At 58.5% G+C, this 26,443-nt stretch carries 22 protein-coding genes and 1 pseudogene; 11 read left to right on the forward strand and 12 right to left on the reverse strand.

Features of this window, described 5'->3' with window-relative positions; translation table 11 throughout:
- Positions 1-3 precede the first annotated feature (3 nt).
- The 4 genes from DK842_RS10645 to DK842_RS10660 form a co-directional block, all read right to left on the reverse strand.
- Positions 4-1,212 (reverse strand): cation:proton antiporter domain-containing protein, encoded by a 1,209-nt coding sequence (locus DK842_RS10645; protein ID WP_114061437.1) that lies wholly within the window; start codon positions 1,210-1,212, stop codon positions 4-6.
- Positions 1,213-1,378: 166 nt separating this feature from the next.
- Positions 1,379-2,080, reverse strand: a complete 702-nt coding sequence (locus DK842_RS10650) for a S4 domain-containing protein (RefSeq protein ID WP_114061438.1) — start codon at positions 2,078-2,080, stop codon at positions 1,379-1,381.
- Between the two features lie 69 nt (positions 2,081-2,149).
- Entirely contained in the window at positions 2,150-3,094 is a 945-nt protein-coding gene (locus DK842_RS10655) for a DMT family transporter (protein ID WP_114061439.1), read from the reverse strand.
- Positions 3,081-4,298 carry a tetratricopeptide repeat protein gene (locus DK842_RS10660; RefSeq protein WP_232538647.1) on the reverse strand — a complete coding sequence of 406 codons (1,218 nt, stop codon included), beginning with the start codon at positions 4,296-4,298 and terminating at the stop codon, positions 3,081-3,083. The genes DK842_RS10655 and DK842_RS10660 overlap by 14 nt, the downstream gene beginning before the upstream one ends.
- A gap of 108 nt (positions 4,299-4,406) precedes the next feature.
- On the opposite strand from DK842_RS10660, the gene DK842_RS10665 reads away from it, so the two are divergent.
- The 4 genes from DK842_RS10665 (at position 4,407) to DK842_RS10680 (ending at position 9,848) form a co-directional block, all read left to right on the forward strand.
- On the forward strand, positions 4,407-5,312 hold the full coding sequence (locus DK842_RS10665) for a LysR family transcriptional regulator (RefSeq protein WP_114061441.1): 906 nt from the start codon (positions 4,407-4,409) through the stop codon (positions 5,310-5,312).
- Positions 5,313-5,438: 126 nt separating this feature from the next.
- Positions 5,439-7,136 carry a hydrogenase maturation protein gene (locus DK842_RS10670; RefSeq protein WP_114061442.1) on the forward strand — a complete coding sequence of 566 codons (1,698 nt, stop codon included), beginning with the start codon at positions 5,439-5,441 and terminating at the stop codon, positions 7,134-7,136.
- Between the two features lie 95 nt (positions 7,137-7,231).
- Entirely contained in the window at positions 7,232-8,092 is an 861-nt protein-coding gene (locus DK842_RS10675; protein WP_114061443.1) for an AraC family transcriptional regulator, read from the forward strand.
- A 112-nt stretch (positions 8,093-8,204) separates the two neighbouring features.
- Positions 8,205-9,848: an acyl-CoA dehydrogenase family protein gene (locus DK842_RS10680; protein ID WP_114063699.1), complete on the forward strand. Its 1,644-nt coding sequence runs from the start codon at positions 8,205-8,207 to the stop codon at positions 9,846-9,848.
- 376 nt (positions 9,849-10,224) lie between these two features.
- Here the strand turns inward: DK842_RS10680 and DK842_RS10685 are convergent, their stop codons facing one another.
- Entirely contained in the window at positions 10,225-11,205 is a 981-nt protein-coding gene (locus DK842_RS10685; RefSeq protein WP_114061444.1) for a glycosyltransferase, read from the reverse strand.
- Positions 11,206-12,065: 860 nt separating this feature from the next.
- Here DK842_RS10685 and DK842_RS10695 point away from each other — a divergent pair.
- Complete coding sequence (locus DK842_RS10695) at positions 12,066-13,397, forward strand: tyrosine-type recombinase/integrase (protein ID WP_114061445.1); 1,332 nt, start codon at positions 12,066-12,068, stop codon at positions 13,395-13,397.
- A 53-nt stretch (positions 13,398-13,450) separates the two neighbouring features.
- On the opposite strand, the gene DK842_RS23000 is transcribed toward DK842_RS10695, so the two are convergent.
- Positions 13,451-15,169 carry a hypothetical protein gene (locus DK842_RS23000; RefSeq protein ID WP_145964014.1) on the reverse strand — a complete coding sequence of 573 codons (1,719 nt, stop codon included), beginning with the start codon at positions 15,167-15,169 and terminating at the stop codon, positions 13,451-13,453.
- 307 nt (positions 15,170-15,476) lie between these two features.
- Between DK842_RS23000 and DK842_RS10705 the strand changes: the two genes are divergently transcribed.
- The 4 genes and pseudogenes from DK842_RS10705 (at position 15,477) to DK842_RS10720 (ending at position 19,822) form a co-directional block, all read left to right on the forward strand.
- Positions 15,477-15,665 (forward strand): DNA-binding protein, encoded by a 189-nt coding sequence (locus DK842_RS10705; protein WP_114061447.1) that lies wholly within the window; start codon positions 15,477-15,479, stop codon positions 15,663-15,665.
- Positions 15,662-17,167 carry a YfjI family protein gene (locus tag DK842_RS10710; protein ID WP_114061448.1) on the forward strand — a complete coding sequence of 502 codons (1,506 nt, stop codon included), beginning with the start codon at positions 15,662-15,664 and terminating at the stop codon, positions 17,165-17,167. The genes DK842_RS10705 and DK842_RS10710 overlap by 4 nt, the downstream gene beginning before the upstream one ends.
- 648 nt (positions 17,168-17,815) lie before the next feature.
- Entirely contained in the window at positions 17,816-18,427 is a 612-nt protein-coding gene (locus DK842_RS10715; protein ID WP_114061449.1) for a YagK/YfjJ domain-containing protein, read from the forward strand.
- A gap of 463 nt (positions 18,428-18,890) precedes the next feature.
- Positions 18,891-19,822 (forward strand): annotated as a pseudogene (locus DK842_RS10720) (IS5 family transposase).
- Between the two features lie 175 nt (positions 19,823-19,997).
- Here DK842_RS10720 and DK842_RS10725 read toward each other — a convergent pair.
- The 3 genes from DK842_RS10725 to DK842_RS10735 form a co-directional block, all read right to left on the reverse strand.
- Positions 19,998-20,501 (reverse strand): DUF1269 domain-containing protein, encoded by a 504-nt coding sequence (locus DK842_RS10725; protein ID WP_043581279.1) that lies wholly within the window; start codon positions 20,499-20,501, stop codon positions 19,998-20,000.
- Positions 20,502-20,550: 49 nt separating this feature from the next.
- A complete protein-coding gene (locus DK842_RS10730) occupies positions 20,551-21,204 on the reverse strand; it encodes a BON domain-containing protein (RefSeq protein ID WP_047238261.1) in 654 nt (217 codons plus the stop codon).
- Positions 21,205-21,527: 323 nt separating this feature from the next.
- A complete protein-coding gene (locus DK842_RS10735; protein ID WP_047238262.1) occupies positions 21,528-22,424 on the reverse strand; it encodes a slipin family protein in 897 nt (298 codons plus the stop codon).
- Between the two features lie 235 nt (positions 22,425-22,659).
- On the opposite strand from DK842_RS10735, the gene DK842_RS10740 reads away from it, so the two are divergent.
- Positions 22,660-23,373, forward strand: coding sequence for a Crp/Fnr family transcriptional regulator (locus DK842_RS10740; protein WP_114063700.1), 714 nt, complete (start codon positions 22,660-22,662; stop codon positions 23,371-23,373).
- Positions 23,374-23,381: 8 nt separating this feature from the next.
- Here DK842_RS10740 and DK842_RS10745 read toward each other — a convergent pair whose 3' ends face one another.
- The 3 genes from DK842_RS10745 to DK842_RS10755 all read right to left on the reverse strand — a co-directional run bounded on the left by DK842_RS10745 (position 23,382) and on the right by DK842_RS10755 (position 24,805).
- Positions 23,382-23,780 carry a TraR/DksA family transcriptional regulator gene (locus DK842_RS10745; protein WP_053006844.1) on the reverse strand — a complete coding sequence of 133 codons (399 nt, stop codon included), beginning with the start codon at positions 23,778-23,780 and terminating at the stop codon, positions 23,382-23,384.
- Between the two features lie 13 nt (positions 23,781-23,793).
- On the reverse strand, positions 23,794-24,009 hold the full coding sequence (locus DK842_RS10750) for a hypothetical protein (RefSeq protein WP_114061450.1): 216 nt from the start codon (positions 24,007-24,009) through the stop codon (positions 23,794-23,796).
- 232 nt (positions 24,010-24,241) lie between these two features.
- A complete protein-coding gene (locus DK842_RS10755; protein ID WP_047238264.1) occupies positions 24,242-24,805 on the reverse strand; it encodes a lipid-binding SYLF domain-containing protein in 564 nt (187 codons plus the stop codon).
- A gap of 271 nt (positions 24,806-25,076) precedes the next feature.
- On the opposite strand from DK842_RS10755, the gene DK842_RS10760 reads away from it, so the two are divergent.
- The gene (locus tag DK842_RS10760; RefSeq protein WP_232538648.1) at positions 25,077-26,360 is read left to right on the forward strand and encodes an SAM-dependent methyltransferase; all 1,284 of its coding nucleotides are present in this window, start codon (positions 25,077-25,079) and stop codon (positions 26,358-26,360) included.
- Positions 26,361-26,443 lie beyond the last annotated feature (83 nt).

The raw sequence follows: 26,443 nt of genomic DNA on the forward strand, positions 1-26,443 counted from the left end.
GGCTCAGGCTTCGGCGGCGCTTTCCGCGCGGCGGCCATAGCGTTCGGCCAACACGAACATCATCGGGTTGAACAGGATGGAGACGATGGCGCCGGCCAGGATCAGCGCCTGGCCGCGCGCGCTGAGCAGGCCCAGGGTCATGCCGAGCCCCGCCAGGATGAAGGAAAATTCGCCGATCTGCGATAGGCTGGCCGCGATGCGCAGGCTGGTGCGGTGGCTGCGGCGGAACAGCCGCACGATGCCGTAGGCGGCCAGCGACTTGCCGAGCACGATGATCAGCACGGTGGCCAGCAACACCGCGGTGTCATTCAGCAGCACTTCCGGATCCAGCAGCATCCCCACCGACACGAAGAACAATACGGCGAACGCTTCGCGCAGCGGCAGCGATTCCTCGGCCGCGCGGTGGCTGAACGGCGATTCGGCCATCACCATGCCGGCGAAGAAGGCGCCCAGCGCGAACGAGATCTGAAACAACTGGGTGGCGCCGTAGGCCACGCCCAGCGCGGTGGCCAGCACGCCCAGGCGGAACAGTTCGCGGCTGCCGGTATGGACGATGCGCTCCAGCATCCACGGGATGAAGCGGCGGCCCACCACCAGCATCAAGACGACGAAGGCGGCCACCTTGGCCACGGTCAGCGCCAGCGTCCAACCCAACTGGGCCAGCGTCGGCGCGGCCTGGCCGCCGCTGAGCGCGCCGGCGAAGGCGGGCAGCAGCACCAGGGTGATCACCATCACCAGGTCTTCCACCACCAGCCAGCCTACGGCCACCTTGCCGTCCTCGCTGTCCAGCCAGCCGTGTTCTTCCAGCGCGCGCAGCAGCACCACGGTGCTGGCCACCGACAGCGCCAGGCCGAACACCAGGCTCTCGCCCAGCGGCCAGCCCAGAAACTGGGACAGCCCCATGCCCAGCAGGGTGGCGACGGCGATCTGCACCAGCGCGCCGGGCACGGCGATGGATTTCACCGCCAGCAGGTCCTTGATCGAGAAGTGCTGGCCCACGCCGAACATCAGCAGGATCACCCCCAACTCCGCCAATTGCGGCGCCAGCGCGGTATCAGCCTGGAAGCCCGGCGTGAACGGGCCGACCAGAATGCCGGCCGTGAGATAGCCCACCAGCGGCGGCAGCCTGAGGCGCAAGGCCAGCGCGCCGAGCGCGAAGGCGAAGACCAGGCCGCCGACAATGGTGGTGATCAAGGGGGTGTCGTGGGGCATGGGCGGAATTCCGGTCGAATGTTTGGATGGTATAAAGACGAAATATCGGAAGTCTAGTTCCGATAAATTTAATTTTTCTATTCAAGCTTCATGCCGGCGTGGGGCGAGCGGACTGCTCAAGCCGGCGGTGCCAGGGCACCGCGCGGCGAGGCGGAGGAGAAGGGGCTCAGAAGCGCTCGAAAGGCTGCAGGTAACGCCATTGGCCCGGTTGCAGCGAGCCCAGCGCCAGGCGGCCGATGCGGATGCAGCGTGCGCCGCGCAGGCGGACGCCCAACTGACGGCCGATCTCGTCGAGGAGGCCGGCGCGCGGAGCGTAAACGGCGCAGCGCAACTGATGGTCGCTCTGGCGGCTGATCTTGCACTGGCGCAGCGGTTTGCCGCCCAGGCGGATGGCGGCGACGCGCTTTTTCAGCTCTTCCGCGGCGGGGGCCCGTTCCACTTGCAGCAGGAACTCCATTTCGCACTCGGCCAGATGGCGCGGCAGTTTTTTATCCTGGGTCAGGACCACCAGGCCATGGCACAGCTCATCGACGGCGCCGAAGGCCGCCAGATGCTGGCGATGGCGCGCCAGCCAGACTTGCTCGGAGGCATCTTGCGGCGAGCGGCTGTCGGGTCCCAGCAACTGCGCCGGCGGCGCATCCTCGTCAGCCGGACGGTTCAGCAGCATCGTCACCGGCAGCGTCGCCAAGGCTTGCGGCTGGCCGGCCAGCGTGATGTGCTGCTCCGGTCCCACGCGCGCGCCCAGCGTGGCGACGACGGCGCCATCCACCTTGACCAGCCCCTGCTCGATGCAGGCGTCGGCCTCGCGCCGCGAGCACAGTCCCAGTTCCACCATGCGCTTGGACAGGCGCACTTTCGTCTCGTCCATTGTTCACATCCTCGTCAAACGGACGGCGATTATCCGTTGCCAGCCTCCCGGCTGGCAACGGTCGGGGCCTCAAGCGGAGCGGGGCGGGAGCAGGGCGCGCCAGCCTGGGCCGGAAGCCTTGTTGCCAAGCACGATGCCGGCGATGGCCAGCGCGCCGCCAACCGCCATCTCCAGCGACAGGCGCTCGCCCAGCAAACCCGCGCCCAGTAGCACCGCGCTGAGCGGATTCAGCGCGATGAACACGCCGGCGCGGGTGGCGCCGATGCGGCGGATTCCATCGTAGTACCAGATATAGGCCAACGCCGAGCCCAGCGCGCCCAGATAGAGCAGCCCACCCCATTGCGCGGCGTCCAGTTTGGCGATGGACGCGAGGCTGGCGTCGCCGTGTCCCCAGGCGGCCAGCCACAGCATCGCTGTGCCCAGCAAGATGGACCAGGTGACGGTCTGCAGCGGCCCCAGCGTTTGCGACAGGCCGCGCGAGCCGACGCTGTACGCGACCCAGCAGGCGACGCAGCCCAGTATCAGCAGGTCTCCGCTTGCGCTGGCCGCGCCGACCAGCGCGTCGGGATTCTTGCCGACGATGACCAGCCCCGCGCCGGCCAGGCATAGCACAACGCCGGCCAGCTTGAGCGGCGGCAAGGCTTCCTTCAGCAGCAGGAAGGAGGCCAGCGCGATCATGGCCGGATTGAGCGCGACGATCAGCGAGGCGCGGGCGGCGCCGATGTGCTGCAGGCCATAGAAGAAGAACAGGTTGTAGCCGAACACGCCGAACAGGCCCAGCAGGACCAGCCTGAGCATTTGTCCGGCCGCAGGGCGGACCAGCGGCGTGCGCGTCAGCGCCAGGCAGCCCAGCAGCGTCGCGCTGGCGATGGTGAAGCGCAGACAGGCGGCCAGCAGCGGCTGCAGGCCGCCGGCAAGCTGCCGGCCTGCGATGAAGGTGCCGCCCCAGATCACGGCGACCAGCACCAATTGCAGATACAGCCGGGGCGACGCATCGCGCTCAGGCTGGCGCATGGTTTGCCTCTAGGCCGGCCTGCCGGCGTTGACAGGCCAGAAGGGTCAGCGGCAGCAGCTCGCGCTGCGCCCGGCTGCCGCCAAGCACGCTCCAATGCGGCTGCGCCGCCTGCAAGGTGAGCAGGCTGTCTTCGACGCGGCCTTCGGCGAAATGCAGGATGCCCTTGAGCACGGTGAGGCCGGTTTGGTGGGTTTGCGGGTCCAGGCCGAAGCCGTCGCTTTCCGCGATCAGTTTTTCGATCAGCACAGGCTGGCCGCTGGCGGCGAAGGCCAGCGCCGCGTGCAGGCGATGGAAGTGGGACATCGACGCGCCTATGCTGCCGCTCCACAGGAAGGCCAGCTGTTGCCAGATGTCGTCGAAGCGGGAGTCGTCTGGATGGTTGAGGCGGTAGCGCCACAGAAAGGCCACGGCGTCCAGATCCTGCTTGGCGAAGCGGCTGTCCTTCAGCGCGTACATGTCATGGAAGGTGTGTACCGACCGCTCTGTCTGCTGGCTTTTCTCATAACCGATCGCCAGGTGCCAGTAGACATGCATGCGCATGCCGGGGTTGTCTATCCACTGTTCCTTGCGTTGCTCGAGGAAGATGCACAGTTCCTTCCAGCATCCCTGCTCGTGCAACGCATGCGCGACCGCGTGGATGCCATAGATGTTGTCGGCTCGATGGCGTAACGACTCCAGGCCCAGTTTCAGTGCCTGGGCCGGGTGACCGGCCTCGACGGTGACGAAGGCCTTGATCGATAGGTAATAGGAGTAAAGAGGGTGATCTTCGCCGATATGGCTGTCGCAGCGTTCCAGGTCCGGCATCAGCTCCGGCGTTTGGCCGGTGCAGAAGTCGAACATGTGGGTGAAGAACAGCGCCACGATGTCGCTGGGGTAGGCGTCAATATGCTGTCGAAATAGATGGCGGGCCCGGGGATAGTCGAAGCTTACCCAGGCGCGGAAGGCGGCCACCAGCAGGCGCAGCTCGGGTGAGTCGGCTTCTTTAGGCTTCAGCTGCTGCAGGCAGAGTGTGAATTTGTACAGGTCTTTCAGTTCGCAGGAGGTGATGGCGTCGAAACCGACCAGCAGGCGGCGATATGTGGCCCGGATGGGCGTATCCGCTTGCAGGTGCTCCGGTATACCGCGCAGCGACAGGAAGTGGCTGTTGATTTCCGGCCAGATCAGGGAGGCGCCGCCGGTGGCGGCATAGTCGGATTGAGTCATGGTATCGGATTCCATGGCGGGCTGAAGGAAGCTAGTTTAAGTAGGCATATTCTTATGCCAAATGCGATTCATGGTAAAATGAGTCATTACTCATGATGGGGCGAGACGATGACGCTGACTCAGCTGGAAATTTTCGCCCTGGTCGCCGAGATGCAGGGTTTTACCGCCGCAGCTGTGCGGCTGGGGATTTCGCAGTCCGGCGTGTCTCACGCGGTACGCGAGCTCGAGCGCGAGCTGGGCGTGGAGTTGCTGCAGCGGCGGCAGGGCCGGGCGGAACCGACCGATATCGGCCTGCAAACTTTGGAGCGGGTCCGTAGCATTTTGGGCCTGGCCGAGGCGATGCGGCAGGAGGCGGCCGATGCGCGCGGCCTGCGCCGCGGCACGCTGCGCATCGGCTCCTTTGGGCCTACCTCGTCGTTGCGGCTGCTGCCTCTGTTGCTGGCGGGCTATCGACACGAGCATCCCGGCATCGAGGTCTATGTCGACGAAGGTCCGGACGAGCTGGCGCTGCAATGGCTGCAAGCGCGGAGGGTGGATATCGCCTTCGCGGCATTGCCGGACGCCAGATTCGCCACCTGCCCGCTGGTCGAGGACCAGATGGTGGCGGTGCTGCCCGCCGGCCACGCGCTGGCGGCGCGGGAGAGGGTAGCGCTGGCCGATCTGTGCGCGGAGCCGTTCGCGTTGACCGGCGCGGGCTCGGGCGAGATGGTCAGCCGCCTGTTCCTGGCCGAGCGTCTGCGGCCCGACGTCCGCTACCGCTGCGGGCAATTGCTCAGCACGCTGGAGACGGTGGCGCGCGGCGACGCGGTCTCGGTGGTCGCGGAGCTGTCGCTGCCGTCGCGGCGCTGCGCCGATGGCTACGTCACCCGGCCGTTGCAGCCCGAGGTGCGGCGCCAGGTGGGGTTGGCGATGCTGGACGAGGAGCGGGCGAGTCCGGCGGCGCGTGCCTTCATGGCTATGGCGGCTCGGCTGCGGCGCGAAGGCGGTTTGGCGCAGGCGCAGCCGGGAGCGTGAGTTGGACTGGCCTTTGGGTCAGGCTGCAAATGACGTGGGCATTTAAATTGTTTTCAGTCAAATAGTCCCGCTTCGGGGCGGCATAGCATCCGGCGCTTGTGCTAAGTCCAACTGCGGGAGAGCCCCTTGCAAGCCCTGAGAATCGTTCTGTTGTCCACTGCCTTCAATGGCCTGACCCAACGCGTCTGGCTGGATTTGCGCGAATCCGGCCACCATCCCAGCGTGGTGCTGTTCACCGATGCCGACGAGGTGGCGAAGCAGGTGGCGGCCGCGAGGCCGCAACTGGTGATCTGTCCCTTTTTGAAAGACCGGGTGCCGGAAGCGTTGTGGCGCGGCAGCGGCTTCCCGGTGGTGATCGTGCATCCCGGCATCATGGGCGACCGCGGCGCTTCGGCGCTGGATTGGGCGATCATGGATGGCGAAACGCGCTGGGGCGTAACCGCGCTGCAGGCGGTGGCGGAGATGGATGCAGGGCCGGTATGGTCCAGCCGCGAATTCGAGTTGCCGCCCGGCATCCGCAAGTCCGAACTTTACAATGGGCCGGTCAGCGATGCCGCGATCTTCTGCATACGCGACGTGGTGGAGAAATTCGTCGCCGGCTTCCGGCCCCAGCCGGTGGATTACGCCGATCCCCAGGTGCGCGGCCGCTTGCGCCCTAACCTGAAGCAGGCTGACCGCGCTTTCGACTGGCGGGAGCCGGCCGCCGCGATCAAGCGCCGCATCGACGCCGCCGACGGCCAGCCTGGCGTGCTGGCCGAGCTGGCTGGCGGGCGCTACTTTGTCTACGACGCTCATCTCGACCATCGCGCAGGCGAGCCGGGACGGATTCTGGCCGTTCACGACGACGCGGTGCTGGTGGCTTGCGGCGAGGCCAGCCTGTGGCTGGGCGCGCTCAGGCGGCAGCCGGCGCCGGGAGAGGAAACCTTCAAGCGGCCGGCGCGCCATGAGCTTGGCCGCTTGCTGGATGACGCGCCGCGGCTGGAGTGGGCGGTGGACTCCCATCCTCATTGCGAGGAAAGCTATCAGCCGATCCGTTATCGGCAGGTCGGCCAAGTCGGCGAGCTGACGTTCGAGTTCTACAACGGCGCGTTCAGCACCGAGCAATGCCAGCGGCTGACGCGGGCGCTGCAGTGGGCCAAGCGCCAGGATACCCGGACGCTGCTGATACGCAGCGGCCGGGGCAGCTTCTGCAACGGCGTCCATCTCAACGTGATCCAGGCGGCGGAGCATCCGGGAGAAGAGGCGTGGCGCAACATCCAGGCGATAGACGACGTTTGCCTGGAAATCCTGACTGCGCCGCAGTTGACCGTTGCCGGCATCGCCGGCAACGCCGGCGCCGGCGGCGTGATGCTGGGGCTGGCCGCCGACGTGGCTCTGGCGCGGCAGGGGGTGGTGCTGAATCCACACTATCAGACCATGGGTCTGTATGGTTCGGAATACTGGACCTACACTTTGCCACGCGCGGTGGGCGGCGAAACCGCAGCCCGTTTGTGGAAAGACTGCCTGCCGATCGGCGCGCGCCAAGCGTGGCGGTTGGGCATGCTGCAGGATATCGGCCCGCGCGACCCGCAAGCCTTCTCCCGCTGGTTGCTGAGCGAGGCCGCGGGGGCTGCGCGGCGCTGGCCGGAGCTGGCGCGCCGCAAGGAGGCGCTGGATGTGTCCCGGCTGGCGCAATGCCGGCGCACGGAATTGGAGGAAATGCGGCTGGACATGCGGGAGAACCGCAATCAGTTCGCCGAGCGCTGCCAGGGCTTCGTGCTGAAGCGGCGCGCCTGCCGCACGCCCGAGCGGCTGATCGAAGACTGGGCGCGGGGCGACGGCTGAGGCATGCCGCCGCATCCGGCGGGCGTCGAATAGAGCAAGCCGCGTCAAGACCGCCGCGGCGCGCTCAGGCATAGTGGCCGCCATGGAGGACGAGCATGGACAAGGCGGACCGCCACGAGCGGCGTTTCACAAAAGTGCTGGATTACATCGCCAGCCATCTGGACCAGCCGCTGGATGTGGCGCGGCTGAGCCAAGTGGCCCATTTCTCTCCCTTCCATTTTCACCGACAGTTCTCCGCGTATCTGGGGATGGGCGTCGCCCGCTACATCCTGATGCAGCGGCTGCGCCGGGCATCATATTGGCTGGCGTTCCAGCCGCGGCGCAAGATCACCGCCATTGCGCTGGACTGCGGATTCGAAAACCCCGAGACGTTTTCGCGCGCTTTCCGGCAGGCGCTGGGCCTTTCGCCCAGCGAATTCCGGCGCTGTCCGGATTGGCCGGACTGGCATTTGCGGATGACGCCCCCGGTCAGAAAAGGAATGGAAAACATGGAAGTCAAAATCGTAACCGTCGCGCCGGCCATGGTGGCGGCGTTGGAACATCTGGGGCCGCCGGAACGCGTCAACGACAGCGCGCTGCGCTTCATCGAGTGGCGCAAGGAGAGCGGCTTGTCGCCGGTGCCGGGCAGCCAGACTTACGGCATTGCCTACGACGACCCGGAAGCCACCGCGCCTGAGCGTTTTCGCTTCGACATCTGCGGCAGCGTGTCCGCACCGGTGCCGGCCAACGCGCAGGGCGTGACAACCAAGGAAATACCGGGCGGGCGCTGCGCGGTGGTTCGCCATGTGGGATCGCACCACGATCTGAGCGAGGCCGTCTGGTATCTGTATCGGGAATGGTTGCCGGACAGCGACGAGACGCCGCGTGACTTCCCGGTGTACTTCCACTATCTGAACCTGGCCAGCGACACGCCGGAGCACTTGCTGCAGACCGATGTCCTTCTGCCCTTGCGCTGATGCGCTTTGTGCCGGCTGTCGGCCGCGGCCCGTTCCGCTAAGCTGAAGGGATCAAGCAAACGTCCATTTGAGCGCCGCTTTCCAGCGGCGCTTTCTTTCGGGAGCGGGGCGCATGATCTGGCAAACCCATGCAGTGAGCAATCAGTATGACGAGCTGCAAGACTACAATCTGTTTGATACCGATCCGGCGCTGAAAGAGGCGCTGGCGCGCGCTGGCACCGGCTGGGCGACTGGCTGGCTGGCAACCTACGGCGAGAGGCTGGGCCGCGCCGAAACCTTCGAACTGGCCGAGCGGGCCAATCATTCCCCTCCTCAATTGCAAGCCTTCGATCGCCGCGGCCGGCGCCTTGACCGCGTGGATTTCCACCCGTCCTGGCATGCGCTGCTGGCGCTGTACCGCGCCCAGGGGCTGGTGTCGCTGCCGTTCGAGAGCGAGCGTCCCGGCCGCTGGACCGCTTTCCTGGCAGGCTTCTACCTGCATGGCCAGGTGGAGGCCGGCACTTTGTGTCCGGCCACCATGACTCAGGCGGCCATTCCCTTGCTGCGCAAAGAGCCGGCGTTGTGGCGGCAGCTGGGCGACAGGCTGCTCAGCCGCGATCACGACGAGCGCGATCTGCCCGTCGAGCGCAAGCGCTCGGTCTGGATAGGCATGGGGATGACGGAGAAGCAGGGCGGCTCCGATGTGCGCGCCAATGCCACCTCGGCGACGCCGGTGGGCGCCGGAGGCCGCGGCGGCGAATACCTGCTGCGCGGCCACAAGTGGTTCTTCTCCGCGCCGATGAGCGATGCCCATCTGGTGGTGGCGCAGACCCGCGACGGCGGCCCGTCCTGCTTTTACGTGCCGCGCTGGCTGCCGGACGGCGGCCGCAACGCGGTGGCGATCCAGCGCCTGAAGGACAAGGTGGGCAACCGCAGCAACTCCAGCAGCGAGGTGGAGTTCCATGACGCCTGGGGCCTGCTGATGGGCGAGCCCGGGCGCGGCATTCCCACCATCATCGAGATGGCCGCCCATACCCGGCTCAACTGCGTGATCGGCAGCGCCGCGGTGATGCGGCAGGGCGTGGTCCAGGCCATCGGCTACGCGCGACGGCGCATGGCGTTCGGCAAGCCTCTGGCGGAGCAGCCGCTGATGCGCGCGGTGCTGGCCGACCTGGCGCTGGAAAGCGAGGCGGCGCTGTGGCTGGCGGCCCGATTGGCCGAAGGCTTCGAGAACGAGGAGCCGGCGTGGAAGCGCATCGCCACGCCGGCCGCCAAGTTCTGGGTGTGCAAGCGCGCGGTGGAGATGGCGGGCGAAATCATGGAAGTGTTCGGCGGCAACGGTTATGTCGACGCCGGGCCGGTGTCGCGGCTGTTTCTCGAAGCCCCGGTCAATTCGATATGGGAAGGCTCGGGCAATGTGATGTGCCTGGATGTGCTGAGGGCGATGCAGCGCGAGCCCGAGGCCTGGTTGCGTTTGCTCGATGAGCTGGAGAGGCTGGCTGGCGACGAGCGCCGGCTGCTGGCCGCGCTGGCGGACCTGAAGGCGATGGCGGCGCTATCGCCGCCGGAACTGGAGGTTCAGGGCCGGCGCTTCGCCCAGCAACTGGCGCTGACGGCGCAGGGCTGCCTGTTGCGCGAGCGCGCGCCGCAGGCGATGGCTGACGCCTTCATTTCCAGCCGTCTGTCTGACAGCCATTGGGGCCGGGTGATGGGCGCGCAGGACGCCAGGGCCATGGATGTGGTCTTCTTGCTGGGGCGGGCGTTGCCGGCGGGGTGATCGGGGCGCGCCGCTGTGGATGAAATGACGATCTGGCGTTCCTTGTGGATAAGTCGAGTCGGCAGTGCCGGCATGTCTCCAGAACGCTAACTTCCAGTGATCGCCATGCTATCGCCTCGGCGCTGCCGCTTGCTTGTGGCGGCCGCCTTGGCTGACACTGCGCTTGATCACGTTTTGGACCGGGCATTTGAGTTGCCGGCGCTGGACAAACCCATGCCGACGGCGATCCGTTGCGCAAGGGGGCGTCGATCATCGTCATCCGCAGGCCGATCTGGATTCGCCATGCCGTTGCGGGGCGGGAGGGCTTTCGTTTTGCGCGGGCCACCGAGAAAGGGTCGTTCTCGGCAACGCTTGCGTTGCCGGGCGACGCAGTCGGTCAGGCCTTCGCCGCCATGGCTTTGAGCAGCAGCCAGGCCCGGGCTATCCTCCAGGCTTCCTTGGCGCTGCGGGCTTCGCGCAGCAACAATTTGAAGGGTATCTTTTGCATGGCTTCGCACGCCAAAGAGCGCCGCGTCTGCATATCTTGCACCCTCTTGCGGAACAAGCCGAGCAGGTGCCCGCATTCGCGGTTTGCTTGCAAGAATAGCGCTTTGCGCAAAGCTCCCTTGGTCTCCCTGCCAGTTTTCACGATTTCGCCTATCAGGAACAGATAGCCTCGGATGCGGCGTGCGACTGCCGCCGCATCGGTATTGTGCATGATTGATGCCGGGTTGTGCCGGTAGCCGTAGCAGGGTTCTGCGGCGAAATAGATTCTTTCCGCGGCAAGCGCCAATTCCATGGTCCAGAGCACATCTTCGTGTATGACGCCTTCGGGGAAGGCGATCGCATGGGATGCTAAGAAATCGCGACGGATGAACTGTAGCCAACAGTAATGCGGCCATTCGTTTTGCGCTACGGCGTGGGTTATCCAGGATTCTCCATCGAGGCATGCGCCCCATGGCTGCTGGGTGAAGAGCATTTCTCGTTTCTCGGCCGGATCCTTGTCAAAGGAGAAAGCGTTTCCGATCAGGACGTCCACTTCATGCCGCTCTGCAAGCGACTGCCAATATCGCAATGTCTCGGGCGCGACCCAGTCGTCCGCATCGGCAAAACAAAGCCAATCGCCCCGAGCATGGCTGATCGCGATGTTGCGGGCCTTGCTCGGACCGCCGTTGGGCGTGTCGATGACCATCAATCTAGAATCGATGTTCGACCATTTTTCCAGAATGGAGAGCGAGCCATCGGTAGAGCCGTCGTTGACTGCAATGACTTCAATTTCGCGAATGTCTTGATCGAATAGGCTCTGCAGCAAGTGATCCAAATGTTTGGAAGCGTTAAAAACCGGAACGATAACGCTTATTTGAGGCGTGGTATTCATGATGTCTTAATATGATGCCCTGCGGTATTTGAATATCGGCCTACATTGCGAGACGCTTTACATTGCGTTTGGGCTGCTTGATGGCAATCTGAAAAGCACGCGGAGCGATGAGGCGTTGGATTTCATCGATCCGGATCATGCTGGTTTTGAGCGTGTCGCTCGATCAGCGTCACGCTAAGGGCTTTGAGCGCGGCATGACGATAACCATGCGAAAAAATGGGGACGCCAGCCAAAGCAAGGCCTTGAGATCGCTGGTTGGATGATACGGGAAAATATCGTTCAAAGCAGGGACTCTGGTTCTTCATGCGCATCGAGGAGAGTGAGTCAGATATCCGGCTGCGATGTCGATGCCGCAGCGGTTGAATGATAGCAGTGCTCAGCCGACAACGGCGCTTTCATTCGGGGGCGGTACGCGTGATCTGGAAAACCCATAGAGATGTGGGAGCCGTGCCTGAAGTGGTTTTTGTGCTGAATGTGATTGTATTTGTATGGAATGATGGAGCGCTAGGGCGCTGCCCGCGTTTCACGCATGCATGGCTGATGCTTCGAGCGATGCCGCATTCTACATGCTTCTCGAGAAGCAAGCGCTGGAGACGGGATAGGGATGAAAGGAAAAAGGGGCTGCCCGCGAAACGCGGCAACCCCTTTGTGCTTTGGTGGCGAATCAGGGACTCGAACCCCGGACCTGCGGATTATGATTCCGCAAATTTAATTGATTCACTTTGGTTGATATTTGTTGATTTTAACTCCTAACATCAGGAAATATAAGGAATTAATCTGGGTTTGGCCTGTTGTTGCTGTTGACCGGCAATGACTGACTACCTTAGTATTTGCCTACATATTGCCTACATGGAGTGGTTGTGAGCAAGCAAAACTTTACTGCTGCACGGGTCGAGGGCTTTCAGTGCGAAGCAGGCAAGCAGCAGACAATTTACTGGGATGCCAAGACTCCGGGGTTTGGGTTAAGAGTCACTTCCAAGGGGGCAAGGGCCTACATTTTCGAGTCACGCTTGTTTGGAAAAACAGTCCGCATGACCATCGGCGATGCCCGTGCTTGGGAGCTTGGTAGAGCTAGAACTGAGGCCGCACGGCTGCGTACTTTGATTGATGATGGCAAGGATCCAAGAGAGGTTCGCGCAGAGCAACAAGCCGCACATGAAGCCCGAAGAGCTGAGTCTTTAAGGCATGACCTACTTGTTAGAGAGGCTTGGGATCAATATTTGGAGGTGCGTAAGGAAAAGTGGTCCGACCGGCACTATTTGGATCACCTGCGTCTTTCAGAAACTGGCGGCCGGTCTGCTAAGAAAGGGGGGCGCCAAATTGTACCAGGCCCACTTGCCGCGCTGATGGTGCTTAGACTGTCAGAGTTGACTCGAGAAACGGTAGACGCTTGGCTGGGGGAAGAGGTCAAAATCCGTCCCGCAAGGGCTAGGTTGGCTTTTTCGTTGTTGAAGGCTTTCATCACTTGGAGCCAAGAACAACCGGAATATGAGGGGTTGGCCTCTCCTGAGGTTTGTACGAACAAGCGGATACGTGAGCATTTGCCGAAACAGCAGATCAAAGTTGACTGCTTGCAACGGGAGCAACTGACAGCGTGGTTTGCTGCTGTTCGATCACTAAGTAACCCTGTGATTGCCACCTATTTGCAAGCTTTGCTGATTACCGGCGCGCGGCGAGAAGAAATGGCAGGGCTACGCTGGGAGGATGTGGACTTCAAATGGCGTAGCCTATCGATTGCGGACAAGGTTGAGGAAAATGGCCGTGTTATCCCATTGACACCATATCTATCAAGCCTTCTGCAAGACTTGAAGCGCCTTAATGAGGCACCGCCTAACAAACGCATACTGATGAAACTGGAGCAGCAGGGCAAATCCTGGCAACCTTCGCCGTGGGTTTTTTTTAGTACGACATCCGCAGACGGTAAAATCGCGGAACCACGCATTGCCCATCGTAGGGCTCTTCTTGAAGCGGAACTCCCTCATCTTACCATTCATGGCTTGCGCCGCAGTTTCGGCACGCTTGCTGAGTGGGTAGAGTGCCCTACGGGCATAGTCGCTCAAATCATGGGGCACAAGCCTAGCGCTATTGCTGAAAAGCATTACCGTCGGCGGCCTATAGATCTATTACGTGTTTGGCATGACAAAATCGAGATGTGGATACTTGAGCAGGCTGGGATCGTTACTAGCCGGTAGGAATTTGGTCACATGGAGGCTTTCTCAACAAAGAGAAAGCCATCCAGTGTGTTTTACTGCACGTCTGCCAGATCTCTGGCGCATTGTTCACAGTCTATTTTTTTTAAGATTTCAATCTTTTCGACGTCTGTAAGCTTCAGGTATCGATTTATTGCCTCACCAGCTAACGAGGTCTCTGCACGGACTCTGTAGCTTCCATCCTGAATCAGCTCAATCAAATTAAATTTGTTGAGCAAACCATTTATACCTTTTAATGCATCGTACAAGTCCATTTCAAACGCTTTGACTGGCTTCATGAGCATCAAGGTTTTGGGCAAGGAATATTCTGTTGCAAAAAATTCCCCATTATCTAGTTTTGCGAAAATGTGCTGTAAGATTTTGTCTAACCCCATCAATGGATTGCATAGTCCTGTATCTATTCTTCCACTCCTAATGTCTTGATTGAACGAGTGTATCGCCTTGGCTACATTGTAATCCGTGGTATATGGCCTACTTAGAGGCTCGGACCCAAATGGCGTATCACACAGCAAAGCAAGTTCGTTTTCGATTGGAGAGTTTTCCATAAGCACCATCGCTAGCGGTTCCAGACTTTGATGCGGAATGCTGTCGCTCATTTTAATTTTTAGAGCCAACAGTACACTGGCGATTTTAGCGGCTGGTAGACCATATTGGTAGTTCTTCGTCGTGAACAAGAAAGCCTTTTCGAACTGTCTTATGTAAGAGTCGTTGACTCGGTGTCTTTCAAAATCCCAGCGGAATTTAAACAGAGCCGCCATCGGTAGAAATGCCCGATTGGAGTATCGAATCAGATCCCCTAGTGTGCGCGACACCTCATTAGGCAGGTTTTCTGGATCAACATAACCAATCGATTCAAAGTAAAATTCTATAATTGCGTAGAAATCATCATTCTGTAAAAAATCAAAGTTGTTTTCATCAATGTCTGGATTGCACACATAGTGCTGGCATAGTTTTCGATGGCTTTCAAAAAGTTTTTCTGTATTGGGAAACACTGCTGGACTTATTTTTTTACTTAACGCTTTAAACGTTTTAAATACCACTTTGGCGGCAAGTAGTTTAAGTCTTGCTTGTTGCACAATTTCCTTGGATTTCTCTTCGCCGATTGATTCGCATATCTCGGTACTAAGGCTGGCAAGCATGTTTTCAATAGATTGCGACTTCGGGAATGAGCGATGATCAATCCGTCCCATCGCAATCTTGAAATCTGGACATTCAATGCCGCCTAGCAGCTCAGAGATGTCCATCTTTAGTTGTTTGACGCAAGCTACTTCAGGCTGGTCTTGTTGTGCTACCCCTGCTAAGTAATACAGGAGTTCACGTGCAAATACGATGCCTAGAACGTCTCGACAATAATGTAGTAAGGATATGATTTGCGGCAAAGCCACCAGCCAGAAAAAACACACGTCTCCGTGCGTACGCGACTTAGGCGAGTAAATAGGAATGGATTTTAAATGGGAAAGCATGTTTTCAAATTTCAAAAAGCATGCTTTTAAAAAGAAACGGTCTTTATCTTCCACTTGGCATATGTCAAAGATGCCCGTCACAACTTCAGTATGAATTGTCTGCCGTCGCAGCATGCTGCGCGACTCGGACATTTGCCGTGGCCGCGCTCCTTTTTTGCCGTCTTTGTTCAGATCAAAAATGATGGATATCGCTTGGATAAAATCAGCATAGCAGGGGGTAATAATTTTCTCTTTCCCCCCAAGTTCAAGCATCATCTTAAAAAACTCTTCAGCGTTTTTTTGTTTTTCCATGTTCACTAGCGCCTTACAACAATGTGATAACCAGCGAATCGGCATGCTACGTATGCCATTGATTATGCTGCCGTCCGATCGATCAAAACTGCCTATAACGATTGGTACTACGTCCTCTTCAAATGCCTCATAGGGACGAAGGTCCTAATACTAACTCACCAAACCGCCTCCTGACCGCATGCCTTGACGTGTCTCCGCAGATTTCCGGGTGTGTCGCGTTGCCCCCGTTCGTATCCTGGCTTCGCTTCAACGGGGATCAACGACAGAAGAGCTGTCCCCACCCTTCACCCTTTTAGGAGACTTTCAGATGAGTCAGAGTCAGTATCTGAATACTAACGAGTTTGCAAGTGGGCTTTCATTGCGCCCGCAGACGATTCGCAAGCGTTTCGCCGCTACGGGCAGCTACTTTGGCGTTCGGCCAGTCAAGCTGCCGAATGGCCAATTGCGCTGGCCTACAGATGCTGTCGAACGTTTGATGAAAGGGAACGCTGCATGAAACCTAGCAATTCTTCCCTGCCGCGCCAAAGCTACTTTCCTATGCTGACCTTGCCGAAGAAGCTCCAGAGTGCGGTTTGTGCTACGCAAGCACTGATTCAAGCACCGGACTCGATGGTGGCTACGCTGGGCATCGCAGTCATGTCCGAAGCCCTGCAAGGCCTGGGCAGCGTGCAGATCCCGAATGGGCCGCTTTGCCCTCTGTCGAACTGGGTGTTGATCATTGCCGACACGGGCGTGGGGAAAACGCCTTCTTTGAATATGATGCGCAAGCCGCTGGTTGAATTTGAAAATGCAAGGCATCGGCAGTATGAGCAAGCGATGGCAGACTTCCAAGCAGAACATCGTGCATGGGATCTGGAACGGGCCGAGTACGAACAGGCATTGCGCAAGGTGGTTCGGAAAGGAGGGGACATGCATGCCTGCAAGCAGCGCTTGACCCAGCATATGGCGGAAGAGCCGAAGCGTCCAGGCAAGACCATGCTGACCTATCAAGATGCCACGCCTGAAGCCTTCTGCCAGGGGCTGTGCGATCACTGGCCGAATGCGAGCTTGGTAAACGATGAAGCCGCCAGCTACTTCAACGGCCATATGGGGCAGGCGATGGCGATGCTCAATCAGCGCTGGGAGATTCAATCGCTGTCCATTGAGCGGGTTTCGCGGGACAAGCCCATGTTCGTGCAAGATCCCCGCGTGGCACTGATTCTGGCGATTCAACCTGGCCCCTTTGAGCGATACATGGAGCGCAGTGGACAGGAAGCGCGCGAACTGGGAGCGATGTCTCGCTTTCTGGTATGCCGCCCCGACAACAATCAAGGCGACCGTTATGTGGGTCCGATCGAAATCGATCCGCAAGAGCTGAGCGGTTTTCATGATCGTGTGACGCAGTGTTTGCAAGACAGCATAACTGCTGATGGCGAGCCCTTGCTGGAAAAACGCGTCTTGACCTTTAGCCCGGAAGCGGCCCGGCGTTACCATCAGATACGCGAGCAAATTGAGGTTGCCATGCGTCCTGGCCAGAGCTTGGCGAATGTGAAGGATTACGCGGCCAAGACGCCGCGCCACTTGGCTAGATTGGCAGGCGTGTTCGAGTATTTCGAAAGCGGTCATACCATCATCAGCCTGGACATGCTGGAGCGAGCCTATGCCGTGATGACCTGGTACATCAATGAGTACATCCGCGTTTTTGTACCGCCGCCGGAGTACCCGCAGGAACAGCAGGACGCGGATAGACTGCAACCGTGGTTGCACCAGTTCGCCCAGAAGCGTTGCAACCGCTACTTGGTCAAGAACGACATCCGCAAGCATGTGCTGAGCGAGTTGCGCGACAAAGCGCGTTTGGAGCGGGCGCTTGGCGTGCTGCGGCAGCGTGGTTGGATTAAGGAGTGGTTGGTAGGGAAGATAGGTTTGATCGACATGATGCCTAATCTCTACGGTGATCCAGTAGCGCTGAACATGGCATTGAATACCTATCGCACCTCCCGCTGCAAGCCTACCTTCTGATCCTGCGCGATTGCGCCAGCTGCGGTCTGGCCGCAGCGGCGCAGGCGGCGCTGGCAGATCTCAACCGGTGACCTTGATGGTTGCCGGTTTTTTTTTGCCTCATTCCGATGCTTTATCCACATTAAGCTAAATACCGAATTCTGATCCAGTTCTTTTTTGATATGTGCGAATGCGCAACAAAAAACATGGTGAATGCCGCGTTGACTTGGATGGAGCAGCGTATATTCCTGGGCAAGTGAGTCTTATATTAATTTTTGGGGATTGACGCCACTGCGGGTTGGCTGGTTTACTAGTTGTTAAATAATTCTGCGAGGATGAGGTCTCGCAATAGTAGCTATTTTTTTGATTAAACTAGAAATGGAAGCTAATAACTCTGTATATTAACCTGTTTTATTAATTGCCCGCCCTGAGGACATTTTTGAAATCTTCATACAAGGAGTTCCTGCATTTTTTAATGTAGTTCATTCTGGTATATGTTTATTATTGGATTATTCATTTCTTTTCATTAAGAAGAGAGGTGCTTGCCTAGGCAGCTGTCTTGATAATCAAAGCCATGGCAGTAATTGACAAGCCATGGGTCATTAATAAGCAAGTTAAATTATTATTTGTTATCCCTATTCATTGAGAGGAGCAAGTAAAGGGATCTCTATGAATATTTCTTTTCAACCTGACTATGCATTTTCTGAGGTAAATTGCCAGAGTGCGATCAATTTCATCTTGAACTGCAAACGTAATGGCTACAAGAGAGTCATGGCAGTGCGTGTGGACTTTCTGATAAAAGACCAGTTTCAGCAGGGCATGTCTGTGTTTGAGATTCAGGATTACAAGATAAGGCTTTGGAACAATCGTCGTGGGAAGCCTAGCATCTTTGAACATTGCCTGGGTTGGGTATGGGCTTTGGAGTACACGGAAGAGGCTAGCTATCATTACCACTGCTTGTTTGTGTTTGATGCCGATAAGGTTCAGGCGGATGCGTACTATGGTGACCAGATAGGTGAGTATTGGATGGCCATATCGCAAGGCAAGGGGTGCTACAACAACTGCAATCGGAATAAGCAACAGTACTATCATCTTGGTGTTGGGAGGATACACTTGGACAGCGAAAAGGAGCTGAGCAATCTTTGCAATGCCGTTATCCCATATCTTGCCAAGAACGATGATCAAGTGCGATCTGCGATTGATTGTGATGCGATGGCAATGGGTGTATTGCCTATGAGAGTCCGGACCTTTGGCTGTAGTAATAACTTAAAGCTTTGGTAGATTGCCCTACAGATAGTGATGTGTTGGTGGGGAAATAGTCCAGTGTTTTGCTACAAACTTTGCAGATAGACTGCCAGGTTGTTCAAATCATCCTCATCGAGTCCATGAATAATGGCTTGCATTGCCACCGCGGAGGGGCGTTGGCTGGTAGAGAAAACATGCAGTTGCTTGAGTAGGTAGGCAGCATGCTAGCCCGCTAGACGGGGAGCCTGCTCGGTCCCCTCTGCTTGATTACCATGACAGGCAAAGCAGGCAGGTACGGCATCACCTTTTCCATGCAGGAAAATTTCTTTTCCTGCCGCAATTTTCGCAGCCTCACCACCGGCCGCGTTGGGCTGAGGCTTCTGTCCTGCGAAATAGGCGGCCACACCTGCGATTTCCGCATCGTTAAGTCCTCCGGCGACACCCCACATGGGCGCTGTTGCACAAATCCTTCTCCACCGCAGCTTGGTAGGATAGCGGCATGACCAAGCCCGCTCCAAAACGCTATCGAACGACCAGCTGGAACGCCTACAACCAAGCCCTGATCCAACGCGGCTCTCTGTCCGTTTGGCTGGACACGAGCATGTCATGGCAGGCCGCTCCTCGTGGCAAACGCGGACGGGCGCAGACCTATAGCGATGTGGCTATTCATTCTGTTTGACTATCAAGAACCTGTTTGGACTGCCTTTGCGGCAGACCATCGGTTTCATCCAAAGTCTGCTCAAGCTGGCCGGCTTAGGCTGGGGCGCCCCCGACTACAGCACGTTGTCCAGACGGCAGCAGACGCTGCAGGTCAGAATTCCCTATCAGAAAAGTTCAGGCGCGCTGCATCTGCTGGTGGATAGCACCGGCATCAAGATGCTGGGCGAAGGTGAGTGGAAAACCAAGAAGCATGGCGCGGAATATCGCCGGCAGTGGCGCAAGGTGCATCTGGGCATCGATGCGGAAACCCTGCAGATCCGCGCCATCGAGGTGACAGATAACCGCCAGGGCGATGCGCAAATGTTGCCTTCGCTCTTGGCACAAATCCCCGCAGATGAGCCGATAGCCTGTGTGAGCGGCGATGGGGCTTTCGATACCAAGGCATGTCACGAGGCGATTGCCGCGCGGGGCGCGATCGGGTGCATTCCGACCCGCAAGAATGCGAAACCATGGAAAGGAAACTCGCTGGGTGTGCTGGCTCGCAACGAGATCCTGCGGGCGACCAAACGACTAGGCCGGGCGATCTGGAAGCGTTGGAGCGGCTACCATCGCCGCAGCCTGGTGGAAACCAAGATGCATTGCTTCAAACGGTTGGGTGAAAGGGTGACGGCCCGTCGCTTCGATAGCCAAGTGGCAGAGCTGCAAGTACGCGCTGCCATCTTGAACCGTTTCAGCATGCTGGGCCGTCCATACACGGTGGCGGTGGCATAAGTCCGCTTGGGAAAAGGGGAAACTCGCCCTGTTCAGGATTTATGCAACAGCGCCTCTGAGATGCAACAGCTAGCTTGCTCCCTGATTTACTTACGGGTTATTGAGAAATTTTGTTATCGGCTCTAAATGGGTGTTGAGATTCCGATAGCGCGGTAGCTATATGGTGCTACTCGAATTAGGCTTCTTTCCATCCCGTCGAAATATCTAGAATGGCATGCGCTTTGGCAACGTCGGCTTCTCCACCGTGTATCACCAGCACATATTTATCGGCTTTCAGCGCGGTTTCGTATTTCACTGCCTGTTCGGCGTTAATGCCAACTCGGGTCAGCGCAGCGCCTAATGCGGATACCCCGCCCACAATCGCCGCGCCTTCCAGGGCACCGACCAGTGCTGCAACAACCGGGCCGGCCATGGCAACCATTCCCACGCCAGGCAAAAAGAAAACCGCGGGAGCAAGCAGTAATCCCCATAAACCACCCCAAAATGCGCCTATGCCTCCCCAGGCTTTCATTTTGTCGCCTACGGTATAAAAACCGACCGGGTTTTCCTCGCTGTGGTAGCCTTTCCCAATGACAGATAGTTTTTTTACGTCGAAACCACCTTTGCTTAGCAGGCGGATGGCATCCTCCGCTTCTTGATGGGTGTTGTAAACATAAACTGGGGATTGTGCTGAGCTCATGATATTTCCTTTAAGGATGCATGATTTAAAATGCCTTTGTCATATTGATCTAGATTGCTACCTTGATTCTATTGATCACCTGATGTACGCCCGGCATGCCCCAGGCGGCATGATCGGCTAATTCGCGTTCAGACCAGCTATGCACTGAACCATTCAGAATCACATCTGATCCCTGAATGGTTACGGAAATGCTGTCCATATCGGCTATGGCCCGGCGGCGAAGCGCATTTTCCACACCACCCTTCACCTCGTTCATGGATAGTTTGGGGCGGATGGCGATATTGTCGCTCACGCCGGTGACACCCAGTAAATGTCGTACCATCCGTGTAGCGATTTGGCGCTGATAATCCCATTCCACCGTTCCAGATAGCGTGACCCAACCCTTTTCCACCATGACTTGCAAACCTTCTTTAGGTATTTCAGCCATTTGTTGCAGTAGATTGGCGACTGATCGGGATATATCGGCATCGTCACGCCGGTCTGCATTCGGTAATTGGACATCCATTTCAATGGCCAGCGCTTTGACGCCGGCTACGCGCAGCGCCGCGCGCTCCGCTGCCCATTTTTCGGCATAACTGCTGACATGTCCGGTTAGCGTTACCGCGCCATCACTAGCAGATACGCCTACATGGGTGGCATTGATAGATGGGTCCCAATTAAGTTCCGCTATTACATCCTGTTGTAATTGCATATCGTTTTTCATCGCATGATCTCCAGGCAGCCATTAAGAATCTGTAGATTGGCATTCGGTTTTTGGATGGTCTGTTCGATAACGTACATAGGGGAAAATCAGGTTGGTGACGTCGATTGGGGGATGACTAAGCAGATATTGATCTGAAGAGGTTGGATACTAGCAGTATGCTGAATGCGAAGAATGGGCCGGCCGGGTAGCGTTTTTGTGCAGCGCCTCGCGTGGGTTGTCCTATTTCCGGCGATTATATTGCGCGAGGCGGCACCGAATTCCGATCAGGAATAATTAGTGGGTGGTCGATGTGGTCTATCAAACAGCGTTTCAAATACCGGACTTTATTTCAATGCGGTGGATTCGACCGGGTTGGCGTGGTTGGCGGAGGCGTGGGGCGTGGCCTGTCGCTTGGAGGCGCGGCTTGTGCCAGCGGCGACCATTGGATTCAGGCTGTCCACCATGGTGCTCGGGATCAGAATGGTGGTGCCGCGCTCCTTGGTGGTTTCGTAGATGATGTTCATTGCCCGCAATTGCAGCGCGGCCGGGTGGTCGGCATAGACATTGGCCGCCTCGACGAACTTGTTGGCGATTTCGGCTTCGGCGGACCCCAAGATGATGCGGGCCTGCTTTTCTCGTTCGGCCTGCGCCTGACGCGACATCGAGTCCTGCAACGCCACTGGTATGGCAACGTCGCGGATTTCCACTGAGCGCACCGTAATGCCCCATTCCGCGGTCTTTTCGCCTATCTTGCGGCACAGTTCCTGGTCGGTGCTGCGGCGGTCGCTCAGCAGCACGCCCAGCATCGATGAGCCTATCATTTCACGCAGCGAGGTCTGCGCCACGCGGTCTATAGCCTGGCGATAATCAGTGATGGCCAGCGCCGCCTTTTGCGCGTCATGGACATGCCAGAAGATGATGGCATCCACGTTCACTGGCACCGTGTCGCGGGTCAAGGCCTGTTCGGCATTAAAGGCGGTGGTCTGGATTCTTTCGTCTATGGTTGCCACCACGTTGTCTACCACCGGGATGATCAAGAACAGGCCCGGTCCGCTGACTCCGCGCAATTTGCCGGCGCGCAACACCACACATTTTTGCCAGGTATTGGCCATGCGTAAGGATTGCGACACGATGGCGGCGGCCACCCATAGCACAATGGCCGGCGCTAGATAGCCCTGGAAATTGGCCAGCGCGCCTAGTAGGAACAAGGTGGTGATAATGAATAAGGTGATGGGGTTCATGGCGATGCTCCTGGCGGCGCGTTCCATCCGGCAGACACCGGCCGCAGACGGACACGGATCGTAAACAGCTTGTGACAGTGCTTAAGAATTGGCGCTTTTCCCGCGATTGATCTGTACGCTGTCACACATAGCGCGCAATGATTGGCAGCCATAGTAAAGATTAACGGCATTGCATATGCTGGATAATTGCCGATTCATGCGAGCCGGCCCAGCGCGCGCTCACTCGGGAGGGATGATGACCATCGACGATAATCCTAGGCGGAATGGTTTGCTGGCCGGATTGCCGGAGGCTGAGTGGTTGCGGCTGCGCCCGCATCTGGAGCCGGTAGAAATGCCCTTGGGCAAGGTGCTGTATGAGCCGGACTGCGCGCTGAGCCATGTTTACTTTCCAACGACAGCGATCGTGTCGCTGCTGTATGTGATGGAGGATGGGGCTTCGGCGGAAATCGCGGTGGTGGGCTGGGAGGGGATTGTCGGCATCGCCCTGTTCATGGGCGGGGAGACCACGCCCAGCCGCGCCGTGGTGCAAAGCGCCGGCTATGGCTATCGCTTGAAAGCGCAGGCTTTGAAAGACGAGTTCAATCGCGCGGGGCCGATGATGCATCTGCTGCTGCGCTATACCCAGGCCTTGATCACCCAGATGGGACAAACCGCGGTCTGCAATCGCCACCATTCGCTGGATCAGCAATTGTGCCGCTGGCTGCTGTTGAGCCGGGATCGCTTGGCCGGGGACGAGTTGGTCATGACCCAGGAGTTGATCGCCAATATGCTGGGCGTCCGCCGCGAGGGCGTGACCGAAGCCGCCCTGAAGTTGCAGAAGGCCGGTTTGATCCGCTATGTGCGGGGGCATATCACCATTCTCGATCGTTTTGGGCTGGAGCAGCGCACCTGCGAATGCTACGAAGTGGTGAAGAAGGAGTATCAACGCCTGTCCGGGCCGCTGCCATAGCAGAATAGCTAGCTCCGTTTTTGCCAGGCTTCCAGTTTTTCCTGAGCAGCGCGCGATAGCGTAGCGGTGGGTTGAGCCTTAAGGCGGTCTATTCCGATGGGCTCGCCGCTGACTGCGCAGTAGCCGTAACTGCCGTCGCGTATGCGTTGCAAGGCTTGATCTATCCGCTGCAATTGCAGTTTTTCCCTCTCTTGAACCGTCAAGTCCATCCTATGCTCCTCTGCCTGTTGGCCGCGTTCGTCTGCGTCGGAGATCGCAAGGAAGCTTTGCAGATGGCGCTCCGTTTCCCGGCTGGCGCGCAGCAAGGCATCGCGCGCCTGCAATAGTTCGGCTTCCAACGCCATCAGTTGTTGCGGCGAAAGGCTGTGGTCGACAGCGCTTGGCGCGGAGGACGAGGTGTCTGTCATGGCATCACTCCCATCAGCGGCGATGCAGGAGGGGAGCGATGGTGGATTGCGACGGCGTGGCGGCAGCCTCTTGCCCATTGCTCTCCCTTTCCAGCCGCATGGCTTCAGACTCCGCCATCTCGTACAAGGGATAGATATGCGAAGGCGGAGGATGCTGGGCATTGTGGACAGACCTGCCAACAAAATGTCCCGCGGTGTTGCGTTCGGTTTTGATGTGGTATCTGGGCATGGGAGACTCCTTCACGCGTGATTCGTACTCGGCTTCAAGGTTGAGCGCCTGCGATGGAACAGAGTTCAGTACTGCCGAGCGTGCGGCAAGGATGGGTAGCGGTCTGTGCGTTGGAGCGCACATGCCAAATCATTTGGCCTGGCGCCGCATGGTTTCTGGAGCCGGCGCGCCGCCCTTGGCCGTGCCGATGGTACGACGAGGCGGCGCAAGGCGGCATCAGATTGGGATGGGCTTAACGCTTGATGAGCGAAATCTTGGTGCCTTCTATGCTCAGGCTGGCCATCAGGCCTTCCTGGTCGAAGATGAAGGCATAGGCGTCGTTGCGCAATGTCGTCGAGCTCAAGTTTTTCGCCGTGCCGGCATCAACCACGACTACGCTGGGGCCGGTGCCGATTTCCCAACCCATGGACTTTTTCAGATAGCGGACGGCTTTCTGATTCATCAGAAATACTACATAGCCATAGGATTCCGCGCCTGCCTGCCATCCCCAGGATGCGGTGACTGAGTTGTAGTAGCCGTTGGGTTGGCCTCCTTCCAGCAGCACGCCTTCGCCGTATGCGCCGCCAAAGATCAGCCCGGCTTTGACAATCTTGGGAAACACCAGGATGGCGGAGGCCTTGTGGGAGAGACTTTCCGCCGCAGGGCTCGTTTGATACAGCATGTGCAGCGATTGCAGGGCGGCCTCATCCAGATCGCGCGCCGATTCGGCCAGGGTATAGGCGCTAGCCAGACACAGCATCAGCCCGGTGGCGGCCAGCAATAGGGCTTTCTGTAGATTGTGTAGGGGATTGATCATGGTGGAACTCCTTGAAAGGGGTCTGAGACTCTCCTCGAATGCTATGGCGTAAAGTTAGGGTGCTTTGTTTCGTAAGCCATGGACATGGTGAGTTTCAGTGCCCATCATATTCGGCAGCGGTGGCGGCCACTGTTCGCCAGCGAACATAACCGACTGTCAATAACGACAGTTGCTATGTGCGTAAGCGCACATATCAATCGCACCCTATCGGGTTATTTTGCCACAGCCTATGCTGCGTCCCGCGCGCCAGCGCGCACGGGACCATGCCGATATGCATGCGCAGGGCAATCTTGGTTTCTTCATCAAAGGAGGCCGGATCATGGCTTGGCAGAATGATATGGAGCAATGGGCGCAACAGATACGACAGCGCAATCCGTTTGCGGCGAGATTGGTTTGGGATGACAGGCAGATCGATTTTGGCGCTTTCGAGCGGCCATTGGTGACGCTGTACGTCAGGGAAGCCTCCGCGCTGCGTTACTTGTTGTCGCCTAGCCTGGATGGTTTGGGCGAAGCTTATGTGCGTGGGGTTTTCGATGTGGAGGGCGCGCTGGATGACATCATAGACTTGGCCTATTCCTTGTCCCGTGGCAGCGACAGCCGCCTTAAGGCGATTGCCAGCTATTTCCGCCACTCGCGCAAGGCGGATCGGCAGGCCATCCAGTACCACTATGATGTGTCTGATACGTTCTACACCCTATGGCTGGACCCGCTGATGGTGTATTCCTGCGCTTATTTCGAAACCGGCGAGGAGTGCCTTGCCGAGGCGCAAGTCAAGAAAATGGATCATATCCTGACCAAGTTGAAGCTGACGCCGGGACAGACCCTGCTCGACATCGGCTGCGGCTGGGGCGGGCTGGTGATGCGGGCGGCGCAACGCTTTGGCGCGCATTGCCTGGGCATCACGCTGTCGCAGAATCAATATGAAACGGCGACAGCCAGGGTGCGCGCCGCGGGCCTGCAAGACCGCATCGAGATCCGCTTGCAGGATTATCGGGACACCCAAGGCCAATTCGATCGCATCGCCAGCGTGGGGATGTGCGAGCATGTTGGTCTCAAGGGCTTGCCGGATTACTTCAGCCGGATCCACAGCCTGCTGCGCGATGACGGGATGGCGCTGAATCACGGCATCACCCTATCCAGCGCGGATAGCCTGGAGGTGCCGTTCGGTGCTGGCCGCTTCATTGAGAAATATGTCTTCCCCGGCGGGGAGCTGCCACATATCGGAGAGGTGCTGCGCACCATGCAGCAGGGCGGGCTAGAGGCGCTGGATGTGGAAAATCTGCGCCGCCACTATGCCAAGACCTTGTCGTGCTGGACAATGAATTTTGAAAACCAGAGCGTTCGCATCCGCCAGGAAGTGGGCGAGGAGAAGTATCGTATCTGGCGGGTATATCTTTCCGGCTGCGCCTACGCTTTCCGCCATGATGTGGTGAGCATCTACCAAGTGCTCTGTCATAAGGCTGGCCGTCATGCCGATGGTTTGCCGTGGTCGCGCCAGTATATGTATGCGCATGGCGATGCAGAGGCAGCAACCATGCCCTCCCCAAACGGATGAGGCAGGATCGGTCGGGGTGGGACGGATTATTGCGAGTCGTGAACTCGCATGTAGTTGATGATGACCCGGACCTCCTTGACGCC

It is taken from the genome of Chromobacterium phragmitis (genome assembly GCF_003325475.1).
In the GTDB taxonomy this organism is placed as follows: domain Bacteria; phylum Pseudomonadota; class Gammaproteobacteria; order Burkholderiales; family Chromobacteriaceae; genus Chromobacterium; species Chromobacterium phragmitis.